Consider the following 12,131-nt stretch of genomic DNA (forward strand, 5'->3'; position numbering starts at 1 on the left):
CAGCCTCCTTGTATGCCTGAGCGGATTACCACAGACTATTGCCCGATCTTCGTGCGGCGTAGTTTGCCATGACTAGAAGTCCTACGCTGATCAGCGCCTTGAACAAGCCGATTGCCGTCGCGTACGAATATCGATAGTTCTGCAAGCCGATTCGATAGACGTATACATCCACGACGTCGGAGACGTTGCGCAATGCCGGATTGTTCGCCAGCAGCAGGATATCTTCAAAGCCGGCGTTCAGCAATTGCCCGATCGCCAGAATCAAGAAGATCGTTACGATCGGAATAATCGACGGGAAAGTAATGTAGCGTATTTGCTGCAGCCGGGAAGCTCCGTCAATCTGTGCCGCTTCATACTGATGCGGATCGATGGAGGCGATCGCCGCGAGATAAACAATGGACGCAAACCCGATTTCTTTCCACACGTTGGACGAAACAAGAATACCCCAGAAATACTCGGACATCGAAAGGAAGTTCACGGGTTCTGCAATGAGTCCTAGCTTCATGAGCAGTATGTTGATGCTGCCGTTATCCACCGACAACAGCGAAATAACGAGATTGGCTACGACAACCCACGACAGGAAGTGCGGCAAGTAGGTCACCGTCTGGACCGTACGCTTGAACGCCATGTTGCGGACTTCATTCAACATTAGAGCTAGAATGACCGGCGCCGGGAATCCGATCGCCAGCTTGAGCAAACTGATTACCATCGTGTTTCGCAAAACCCGACCGAATTCAGGCGCTTCGTAAAACATCTTAATATGTTTAAGTCCGACCCATTCGTTCGCGAAGATATTGGCACCGGTATGAAGCTTATAATTCATAAACCCGGTTAGCACGCCGTACATTGGAAAATAGGCAAAGACCAAAATTAGAAGTATACCTGGCCACACCATGAGTTGAATGTCCCATTGTTTGAGCAACCGCTCTCCAAGACTCCTTGGTTTTAACTGCGGTTGGGGCGGATACTTTGTCGTTGTCGATAAATCTGCCATACTACTCCCCTCTCTGCCATTCATGAGCTACGATAATCTGACTCGCTCCGTCCTTGTTCGAATTAATTGTAAAGGTTCTCAAAACCGTTTCCTATTTGACAGAACAACGAAACTTTATACTTTCTCACGATATATCGCTCATAAAATGTATAAAATGAAAAATCCCGCTTCGATCGCGAAAATGCGACAAGCGGGATTGCTTTTTCTAGTGCCTATTTTTTGAACGCAACGATGCGCAGCCTTCGGTAATCCGCCTTCCACCGGCTACCGTCATAGAGAGCGCCCTTCACCCTCTCCGCCGATTCTTCGATCCACAGCTTAGCCTCCTCGGCTGTCGCGCTCGGAAACATGGCCGTTCCAAACATTCCTAACCAATCCCTCATTCCGGCTTCGCCGTTCTCAAGCAGCGTCGGTCGATCCAGCAGAAGGGCCGTCCGCACCTCCATTCCGTACTTCTCCAACATTGAAGCATATTCCCCTACCGAGGGAAAATACCAGGGCATTACGAACCGATCCTCTACTCCCCGTTCTCGCAACGTTAAACGCGTCGCTGCAACAATCGCCTGCACGTTCCCTTTTCCGCCAAATTCCGCAACCAGCCGTCCTCCCGGCCTCAGTCCGGACAAGAAGCTGCGAATTGCCGCCTCTGGCTCCCTCATCCAATGCAGCGCCGCATTGCTGAAGACGGCATCGTATTGGAAGTCCGCTCGCCAGCCCATCCCATCCACACACCTAAACTGAAGCTTCGAATATTTCTTCTGCGCCCTATCGACCATTTCCGAGGAAATATCAAGACCATATACACTTGCGCCTCTCTCTGCGATCGCAGCAGCCAGGTCCCCCGTCCCGCAGCCGAAATCAATTACTGTCTCCCCTTCCTTCGGATCCAGCCATTCGATCAAATCTTCACCGTAACGCGACACGAAACCCATCATTTTGTCGTACCCGTCCGCTTCCCAATGCACCTTTTGCTGAATCTCCTCCATCCTGATCCACTCCTTTTTTATTGATATACCAGTTATAACACCTTTTGGATTGTTGGTTAAATATATTAAAGTTATATATTTAATAGGTTATAACTATTATCAGTGAACTTTACGCGATCCCATCCGTTTGACCAATTATGGCACTTTTCTGGCCTTCGCTCCGCGGCTGGGGGCAGCGTCAAGAGTATGTTGATTGGTCAGCTGTAGAAAAAAAGGATGACAGAAACCTGATGTTCCTGTCATCCATACTTGTTTATTTTACATTATTTTCTCCACCTTCGGATCTAGACGTGAAGGCATGGTCTCGGGCTGCTTCTTCCACTTCGTTGAACGCCCAATGTGTCTCTTTCACATCATTAAACGTTGGTATGCTCACTTCATATAACGGACCACGATCAAACATACGGTTCATCGCTTTGACAGCTTCGGCGCGTGTAAGCTTTCCATTAGGGCGGAATGTTCCATCCTCGTAGCCCTTCAGGATTCCCGCTTGCTGATTAGCCGCAATCTCCAATACTGCCCAATGACCTGCTATATCCGAGAATGCCGTTATGCTTTCTGCCTCAGTCGCTAACTTTAATTGTTTATATCGCGCTACGATTGCTGCCATTTCCCCGCGCGTGATCGCCGTATTCGGGTTAAATGCCCCTGCAGCGTCCCCTCTCATTAAGCCTCGCTGCTTCACATACTCAATCGCTCCAGCCGCCCAATGAGAGGTCGATACATCGGAGAATGGGGCTGCTGCCGCTTTTTTCGAATCATCACCCCCTAGATTTCTTGCTATCATCGCCGCGATTTCTGCCCGTGTGACGATATCGCTTGGCTTGAATGTTCCGTCTTCATACCCTCGAACATAAGCTTCATGGAAATTTACTGCAGGGTCTTCTTCTATGTGAAGAATCGTAAACGTACTAAATTTGTTCACCTCAAACTCAATGCCTGGCAGACCGTTCTTGTATTCTACGATTTCCCCTTTTACTAGCCGCTTTTCGCCGTCACTGTGCTCAATGAAGATCTTGAGTTCATCCAAGAATGCTGTGCGCTCCGCACCATTCGACGGGAGCTGGACATCTCGCAAAGGCAATATAAGGATGACCTGTTGGTTGGGCATATTGGTTTCAACTGTCATAGGTCTTGAAACGACACTCACCTTAGCAGCCTTTGTCGATTCTCTAACCACCCGTTCCGATCTTGCACGATTCTCTACTTCTTGTCGCTGCGATTGTTCCTTCAGCGGAATGACACGGAAGTATAGATCCTCTTCAACAGTATCCATAGATCGATACGGGATTAGAAGTCGTATATTTTCTGTGAATATTTCAAGGCTCACATTTTTATTAAACAATTCTCTTATTGCGTCCCTTAGTATTTTAACATCGACTTGAGCGACTCTATCCTCTTCGTCCGGAATCTTGATACGAGCCGTCGTTTGACCCGCTTCCGCAATACGCTGCGCCGCTTCCCTGGCTCGATCGGACGTTAATATGGCTTCGTCTCTTACTCCGCCGCTTGGCTCGGTAATACGGGTGATTTGCGTTTGCGTGACCGTTGAAGCCGAGCCTACATCCCCTGTTTCTAACGGTACATTGATGATCTGGGAAGTCGGTTGATCGGATGAGGATGAATCGTCACTTGGCCTCGTAATATCGATCGTATACCTTTTCGTCTTTGTTCCATCATAGGCCGTGACGACCACATCGATCGTATTTCGTCCCGCATGCAGCGGAACAGTTGTTGCAACGCCGCTTATCGCGCTTATCCCGTTCACTTCCAGACTTGCGCCCCCGCTTGCTGCCGTGGCTGTTACATCCACGCTGTTTGCCGATCTTCTTACGCTAATCCTATAATTGACTTTATCTGCTGCGAACGCCGGGCTTAATGTCCCCTCACTCATCGTCAAGCCGCTTAAATTGGCATTAGTCCCCCATCTCAAAGAGGGGTACCGTTCATTCTCTTCGATTTCCCAGACATTATCAAAGTCCCAACTGGCAAACGTCGCTTGCTGCTTCATCTCGGCTGTCGACTTGCCATAGGATCGATTGCTTCCAGCACTTGCTGTTTGGAGTGTCGTCTCTTTATCCCAGAAGGAATTCATGATTTGGCCGCCATTAACTTCACTGACTAAACCGCCGACATAGCCAATGCCGATCACCTTGCCGATTGCATAGGAGTTGCTAATCTTTCCGTCATTAGCGCCAGCCAAACCGCCCGTATAACCATTAGAAGCGATGACATCGCCGGTTGCATAGGAATCACTAATACGTCCATTATTTACTCCGACCAAGCCGCCTAAAAAATCGGCTCCTTCCACTTTACTGCTCGCATAGGACTGATCGATTTTTCCCGAATTGGCTCCCGCTAAACCGCCTAGAAAATCACTGCCAGTTATCAAGCCGCTCGCATGGGAGTAACTGATATTGCCATAGTTATATCCGACCAAGACGCCGGAATTGCCGGAATTGCTGGGATCATCAAGATTACTATATATTTCCAAATTTCCATTCACAGAGGAGTAACTTATGCTTCCGTGGTTATAACCAACCAAGCCGCCGACACGCAGTTGAGCAGCTACAGTTACGTCCTCTAGTTTTACGTTAGAAATTTTGCTCACAGCTCCCGTGTAGCCAAAAAAACCGACAAAGTCCCCGCTAGGACGGTCAATATACAGACCTGTGATCTTAAATCCCTTACCATCTAATTGACCTTTAAACGGATTAGAATCTGTACCAATCGGCTCCCAGCCTTCTCCTGTGTTATACGGAAGCACATCGAGGTTAATATTGGCTCCAAGCTTGAAATGTGCCTTCGGGTGATCGCGCATCTGATCTAAATGAGTAGCCGTTTTAATAATAAATGGATCTTCCGCTGTACCCGAGCCTGTCCAAGGCAATCCCGGTCCTTCGTAATCCGATTGCAGATACGGATAACTTTTACCCTCGTCGATCGCCCAGATGCGATCGAAATCCCAGCCGGCAAACGTCGCTCGCTGCTTCATTTCAACTGTGGACTTCCCGTATTCCTCACTGCTTCCGACGCTTGTTGCTTGGTTTGTCGTCTCTTTATCCCAGTAAGAAGCGGCGACGTTTCCACTCCCATTTGCACTCGTTAAGCCTCCCACATCGCCATGGCCTGTCACCTTGCCAATCGCATAGGAGCTGCTAATGCTTCCGCTATCATTAGAGCCGACCAAACCGCCTGCATGTCCATTAGAAGCGGTGACATCGCCGCTTGCATAGGTATCGCTAATATTTCCATCGTTTGCTCCAACCAGGCCGCCTACAAAATTAGCGCCTTCCACTTTACTTCTCGCATAGGATTGGCTAATATTCCCTGCATTTGCACCGGCAAAGCCGCCTACAAAATCATTGCCTGTTACCTCGCCGCTCAAATAAACATGGCCTACGGCTCCGCCGTTCTTACCGACCAAACCGCCGACATTTGAATGACCTGTTACCTCTATATTCTCAAGCCTTACATTCGAAATTTCGGCCCCGTTGCCAGTGACGCCAAACAGGCCGACATCATTATGACTGGGACGATTAATATACAGCCCTAGTATTTTGTACCCCTTGCCGTCTATTGAACCGATAAACGGGTTATCCGGTGTGCCGATCGGTTCCCAGCCTTCTCCCGCACCGTATTCCAAGCTAAGATTGATATCCCCGCTAAGCTCGAAATGTGCATCCAGGTAGTTGCGCGCTTCATTTAATTGACTCGCTGATGCAACAATGAACGGTTTGTTCTCCGTTCCTTTGCCTTCGCCACTCCAAGGAGGCGGCCCCGCTCTATTCAATTCCCATCTTAATATAGGATAACTTCCATTTTCGCCTATCGTCCATATCTCAAAGAAATTCCATTCATCAGAAAAAGTGGCTTGTTGCTGCAATTGCTCGGTCGTCTTGCCTTCTCCCGCTGCGCTGTGAGCTTGTCCGGAAGCTTGTATATCCCAGTAGGAATTCGTAACCGCTCCAGTGTTGAAACCTACTAAACCGCCTACCGCAGTGTCACCCGTCACCTTGCCGCTCGAATAAGCATTGCTTACCGCTTGTACATTAAAGCCGACCAGTCCGCCAACATTACTACCGCCATTTACCTCTCCGCTTGCGTAAGCGTTGCTAATACTTCCTACGTTTCGGCCGACTAAACCACCGATTTCCTCATTACCTGTTACTTTTCCGCTTGCATGGGAATTATGAATCGTTGTCCCGCTAAAATTATAGCCCACCAACCCGCCTACACTTTCAACACCGGTTACGTTCGCGCTCGCATAGGAGTCCGTAATACTTCCGCTGTTATCGCCTACCAATCCACCGGCCGAATAATCTCCTGTCATCTCGCCACTTACAGATGAATTGTTAATACTCCCTCCGCTATTCCAGCCTACCAAACCGCCAACAGCAGCAAAGCCTGTTACATTTACATTCTCCAGCTTAACATTAGATATCACAGCCTGATTGCTAATGATTCCAAGTAGTCCTACATTCTCATCAGCAGGACGGTTAATATACAACCGCGAAATCTCAAATCCATTCCCATCCAACGTACCGTTAAACGACGGAATCGGCTCCCAGCCTTCTCCTGCGTTGTACGGCGGCACGTTCAGGTTAATATCATCGCCAAGTTTGAAGTGTGCACCCGGATAATCGCGAATTTGATTTAAATGGGCAGCTGTTGTTATGACGTATGGATTATCCTCGGTCCCTTCGCCGTTCCACAGCGTCGCATCGCTCATCGTGATTCCAAAATGCTGCGGTTCGTCTCCATAGACAGCAGAAGTAACCGATTTCGTGTCATCCCCGACAAAAGACGAGCTATCCGCTCCAGCTCTGGATAGCGGCAGCATCGCAAACAATAACGTCATTATAGTGAGTAGGCTAATCATTTTTTGCATCCTGCGTTGTTTGAGCATTATGTCATTCCTCCGAAAACGTATTTTCTATATGGAACCCTCCATTTTTGTTAGTATACTCTGTCGAATGTTGCAAAATCGTGACAAACTCTCAGGCATGGTAACTATCTGATATACAGAAAAAAACCAAACCTAGGCGGCTTGGCTTTTGTTTCCTTATGGCTATAATGCAGTTCACTTCTTCCAGAACAACGACGGCCTTAAGATAGCTTTAGTCTTATAATCGGCACTGTCTTCTTTAGCCAGATGTTGCACTTTCTTCACATTCGCCTCCGACACGGTAGCAAATTTGCTGTCACCACTCCAAGGATGCTCAAAGTAAACCTTTCGAGCCTTTGGATCAAAAGCCTTCACTTGGTTCATGTTTACGATGTTTGTCCGATCCAATCGTTCAAAACCCAGGTCTTTAAATAAGACAAGCAGTTCTTCAAGCGTAGTGGGATAGAAATACATGCTGTCCTTCGTATAGAACTCAGGACCATCCGCCGTTGGCTTAACCGCTATTAAATCTTCAACGTTGACGACGCACGGATTTCCATCGCGATCCAACAGACGGATTTGATTCGACATGATTTTATCCCCTTTCTAGACTAGTACTTAAAGCTCTTCAGGTATTTCTGGACGATGAGCAAATAACATACATGCTGTGCTTACAAACAAAACTGCTACCAAGGCCAATCCTTTTCCCGCAACCAGCGCTATTCTCCTTTTCATTCAGATGTCACCTCCTTATTTAGTTGCAGTTTTGAGTAGGGAAGCAACAAACATGCTTGAAAGAGCATTGCAAATCCGGCGGCATCGCTTTTAAGAATCAAATTAATCAATACGATACAAACAGAAATCAACTTTAGTATCGGAAAATACTTTTTAGGGATTCTAGCATGACCTTCTATATTAGCCGGAGCAAAGAATACTACTATTATTATAGTAATTATTGTCAGAATAAACAACCATAATTCATTAAGATCAATCAATATCGAAGCAATAATCATAGAGGATGAAAATAATGTACACATTAATGCCGATTTAAAATGATGTCCGCCAGAGAAAAAATGTAGTCCCACAAAAAATAGCGATGCGGTTAAGCTTTCATAAAAGTGCCCTGTAATAACTCCAATTGAAATAACAAGAAGAAATACAAAACCGCTATTTAATATTCCGATCAAAGCAAATTGCATAACGGCTACACTGGCAGTTTGTTCCGGGTTCTGCTTTTTGATCCAATGAGCAATACGGAGTGCGTATTTGTCAAACAAGATCATCATCCCTTCTAATTGCCAGGTAGAGCAAAAAGAGCAGTGTCAACAAAAACACTAAGGCAATTAACAGATATGGAGGATTAGCCGAGTTATAGTAGAGTCTAGTCACAATTGTAAAAAGGATAAACGCAGCAACCAAAGCAATAAAGAAGACTCGATTTGATTTGTTAAAAATCAGGAATCTCTTTCTGCTGCTTTTATAATCAACAAAACTGAAGCCGCCATGTTTCAGATAAACAATTAACGCAAATAAAAACATGTAAAATGAAGAAGCTCCTTGCGTCAAAAACGCTGAAAACTTATAAACCTCGACTGTATCAATAATTCCGAAATACGTAAAGATCATAATTAAAGTAATCTGCACTAACCCAAATATAAAATAAATCGTAAGAACCATGATCATAGAATTAAAAATACTTACGCGTAAAATAACATAAACAAGAAAAACAAAGGCCAATAACTGAACAAGTGGTCCTATACTCTCAAGTTGTTGCTGAATTAGAGTATTCGAAATAAGAGACAGCAACACTGAGGAAATCAAAAATTTCAAAAAATGTTCTTTCGCATCAAAGCGAAATAGGACTAACATAAGAGTTAAGGAGGATATGTATTCCAATGTCGAGAAGATGATAAATAGAACAAAAGTCATTAGTCTGGGAATCTCCTCTTAGCATACTAGTATGTACCTGTAATCATATTATCAAAAAAATAATAAAACGTATCCATAAATTCTTATTATATATGAATATAAATCAATATTAATATCATATTTTTTACAAAAAAATGAAGTAAAGTAATAGAATACGAACGACATTTGGGAGGAAGCTGAATCTGTGGGCGATTTTTTACATTTTCTCAAACTTTTCTTTTTAGCATCTATTCCACAACTTTTTGTATACTGGCTATTTTGTTTCTCTTTTATAAATCCTCAACCGCCTAAACTGATTAAAAGAATAATACTATTGGCAGTCATTCACTCCTTATATACCGATTCATTAGTACTGATTCTGCCAACCTATCTACATTTAATAAATACAACAATAGCTGGATTTATTCTGTTGTGGTTCTTTTTTCGCGACTTAAAGCCTAAACAGAAAATAGTCATGTATTTATTCGTGCTTGTATTTTCAATTGTGATGGATCTTGTCTTATCTACGATCGTTGTATACCTTGTAGGAGTCCCTAACCGTGAAGCTTTTTTGAACGAAGACTTTTTTAAGCTACTTCCGGTTATGTATCCTCAGCTTTTTGTAATTTGGGTCGCTTCTTGGTTTATTCGTGAGCGTAAAAACATTTTTGGAAAAAGGATATTCACCATACTATTAAATATCGAAAAGAGCACTCTCACACATGTTTCCACCTATATTATCATCCAGTTTATTCTTCTGGCCGCCTTGCAGCTTATCCAAATTACTACGGAGGAACACAGTTACTATTTAAGTGTAATTCTCGTCTACCTCATCATCCTAGTCAGCCTACTAGCACTAGTCTCCATCATCCGATTGGTCATTCGCACCAGGGAGCAAGCGGCGAAAACGACGCAAGAGGTGTACATAGACGATATTAACGACATGTTCACATCGATTCGGGGACAGAGGCATGATTTTCTCAACCATGTGCAGGTCATTCATACAATGGCGCAGATGGGCAAGACGGAGCAATTGAAAAATTATGTAGCGGACCTGGTCAAGGAGACCCGGGACGTAAGCGATATCGTTCATCATTCGTCTCCCGCGCTTGCCGCCTTCGTTCAGGCCAAGATCGCCGTCTCGCTGGGGAAAGACATTCAGTTTACTTATGAGCTGCCCGACAAGTGGGAGGCCAAGGAAACGACGATTAAAGTGATCGATATCATTAAAATTATTGGGAACCTGGTAGACAACGCATTCGACGAGACGATGCACCTTCCTCAGGAGGAAAGACATGTCTTCGCCTCTATCCGCTCCCAGGAGGACGGCTCAATTGCGCTTAAGGTATCCAATCGCGGCCGCGCAATAACAACGGACGATAGACTGCAAATTTTTAAGCCGGGGTATACGACCAAAGGAGAAGGGCACAGCGGGCTTGGACTCGCTATCGTTCAGGAGAGAGTAAAGCATTATAAAGGAGCGCTTGAGCTCGTTTCCGATGAAAAGGAAGGGCTGACCGTGTTCAAAGTATGCCTCCCGGAGGCAAGCGCGTAAGGCATTAGCGGCGTCCCGTAAAGTCCTCCGTCTACCTCCATCCAATATTTTAACATTTACGAGAGTCCTCCCTAACCGGAAAATAGATAGAAACAAGCTTATTTTCTTATTTCTATCTATTTGAGCCTAATAGGCCATCAACCGACCTGGGAGGACATTTCTATTGAATCGACATCATGTATATTTGCGAGTCGCCCTGCTTACCTTCGTTCTTGCCGTATTGCTCATTCCGATGCCGCCGGGAAACGCCGACAGCGACGTCAAAGTTACATATAACGGCAATACAATCGAGTTCCAGACCAGCCCGTTCGTAAGAAACGACGCTACATACGTTCAAGCCCGGCCTCTGTTGAATGCAGCAGGATTACAGGTCCAATGGATCGATAAAACCAGATTCAAGCTGTTCCGTTCAGGCATAGTTGTCGATATGGAGGTCGGAAAAACTGCCGCTGCCCTCAATGGGAGCAGCCTGTCGCTCACTCACGCGCCGATTCTGTCCAACTCAACTTTGTTCCTTCCTATACGCCCTGTTTCTGCTCTCATAGGATTGAATGTACAATGGTTCGCTCGCTCCAACACGATTGCTTTAACTACAGCAGGTAGTACGAAACCGTCGGCTTCGCCGTACCGGATCGTTGCCTATTATCCGTATTGGGCTTCCTATCAGCAACTAACCCCGTCTCGCTTCGCAACATCCGAAATTACTCATCTCAACTATGCCTTTGCTAACGTTCAGAGAGGCGAAGTCGTGATGGGCGACGCCGCTGCGGATCGCGCCAACTTCGCCGAATTGAAGCGGATAAAGAAGGACAATCCGAAGCTGAAAACCTTGATCAGCGTCGGCGGTTGGAATGGGTCCGGCTCCTTCTCCGACGTCGCTCTGACCGCCGCCGCAAGAACCAAGTTCGCGGAAAGCGCGGTTCGATTCATTCGGGACAACGGATTCGACGGCGTCGATCTCGACTGGGAATACCCGGTAGCCGGAGGCTTGTCCTCCAATCGCACGAGACTGGAGGATAAGCGGAACTTTACTTTGCTGCTGAAGGAGCTTAAGGCCAAGCTGGACGATGCAAGAAAACAGGACGATAAACCGTATTTGTTAACGATTGCCGCCGGTGCTTCTTCCGACTATATTTCCAACACGGAGATGGATCGGGTCGCAGCCATCGTCGATTGGGTCAATCTGATGACTTACGATTATCATGGAAGCTGGGAAAAGACGAGCAATCACCACGCCCCCTTGTACTCCGATCCGAAGCGGCCGAGCACCTCCGGCGCCAGCGCGAACGATACGGTTAACGCCTTTATGAAAGCGGGGGTTCCCGCAAACAAGCTTGTGCTGGGCGTTCCGTTCTACGGACGGGGCTGGGCGGGATGCGGATCGACAGGCAACGGATTAGAGCAGACCTGTACAGCTTTGTCGGAAGGAGTAACCGCCTCTGGCGTACATGAGTTTGGTAACTTGGAGAACCTCGGCTGGTTAGACGGGAGCGGCTTCGTGCGTTACTGGGACGATACGGCCAAAGTTCCGTGGTTGTACAACAAAAAAACCGGGACCTTCATCACTTACGAAGATCCCGAATCGCTCGCCTACAAAGCCGGTTACGTCAAAGCTAAGGGGCTTGGAGGCGCTGTCGTCTGGGAGCTCAGCCAAGATTTCAACGGCACCTTGCTAAGGAAGCTGGCTCAGTCTCTACGATAGTCGACAGTGTGGCGGAATTAACCTGCTGTCAAGGCTCTCCGACGCAGCACACTAAGGTCTGGCAGATCGTTAGCCAACGTCATGACGCTCCGACGCAG

General features: G+C 46.5%; 9 protein-coding genes. 2 read left to right on the plus strand and 7 right to left on the minus strand.

Annotation, left to right across the window (positions count from 1 at the left end; translation table 11 throughout):
• Positions 1–25 precede the first annotated feature (25 nt).
• From J4772_RS07740 to J4772_RS07770, 7 genes are all read right to left on the minus strand, one after another.
• Complete coding sequence (locus J4772_RS07740) at positions 26–994, minus strand: ABC transporter permease (RefSeq protein ID WP_209074775.1); 969 nt, start codon at positions 992–994, stop codon at positions 26–28.
• A gap of 212 nt (positions 995–1,206) precedes the next feature.
• On the minus strand, positions 1,207–1,980 hold the full coding sequence (locus tag J4772_RS07745; RefSeq protein WP_209074776.1) for a class I SAM-dependent methyltransferase: 774 nt from the start codon (positions 1,978–1,980) through the stop codon (positions 1,207–1,209).
• A 253-nt stretch (positions 1,981–2,233) separates the two neighbouring features.
• Positions 2,234–6,889, minus strand: a complete 4,656-nt coding sequence (locus J4772_RS07750) for a GLUG motif-containing protein (protein WP_209074777.1) — start codon at positions 6,887–6,889, stop codon at positions 2,234–2,236.
• A gap of 174 nt (positions 6,890–7,063) precedes the next feature.
• Positions 7,064–7,459 (minus strand): LytTR family transcriptional regulator DNA-binding domain-containing protein, encoded by a 396-nt coding sequence (locus J4772_RS07755; RefSeq protein ID WP_209074778.1) that lies wholly within the window; start codon positions 7,457–7,459, stop codon positions 7,064–7,066.
• Between the two features lie 27 nt (positions 7,460–7,486).
• Positions 7,487–7,603 carry a cyclic lactone autoinducer peptide gene (locus J4772_RS07760; RefSeq protein ID WP_209074779.1) on the minus strand — a complete coding sequence of 39 codons (117 nt, stop codon included), beginning with the start codon at positions 7,601–7,603 and terminating at the stop codon, positions 7,487–7,489.
• Positions 7,600–8,145, minus strand: coding sequence for an accessory gene regulator ArgB-like protein (locus tag J4772_RS07765; protein ID WP_209074780.1), 546 nt, complete (start codon positions 8,143–8,145; stop codon positions 7,600–7,602). Before J4772_RS07765 ends, J4772_RS07760 begins: the two co-directional genes overlap by 4 nt.
• Positions 8,138–8,797, minus strand: a complete 660-nt coding sequence (locus J4772_RS07770; protein ID WP_209074781.1) for a hypothetical protein — start codon at positions 8,795–8,797, stop codon at positions 8,138–8,140. Before J4772_RS07770 ends, J4772_RS07765 begins: the two co-directional genes overlap by 8 nt.
• Before the next feature lie 583 nt (positions 8,798–9,380).
• Between J4772_RS07770 and J4772_RS37305 the strand changes: the two genes are divergently transcribed.
• Entirely contained in the window at positions 9,381–10,331 is a 951-nt protein-coding gene (locus J4772_RS37305; RefSeq protein WP_256442683.1) for a sensor histidine kinase, read from the plus strand.
• Positions 10,332–10,494: 163 nt separating this feature from the next.
• Positions 10,495–12,033, plus strand: coding sequence for a glycosyl hydrolase family 18 protein (locus J4772_RS07780; RefSeq protein ID WP_209074783.1), 1,539 nt, complete (start codon positions 10,495–10,497; stop codon positions 12,031–12,033).
• Positions 12,034–12,131: the final 98 nt, after the last annotated feature.

Source organism: Cohnella sp. LGH (assembly GCF_017671885.1).
In the GTDB taxonomy this organism is placed as follows: Bacteria; Bacillota; Bacilli; order Paenibacillales; family Paenibacillaceae; genus Cohnella; species Cohnella phaseoli.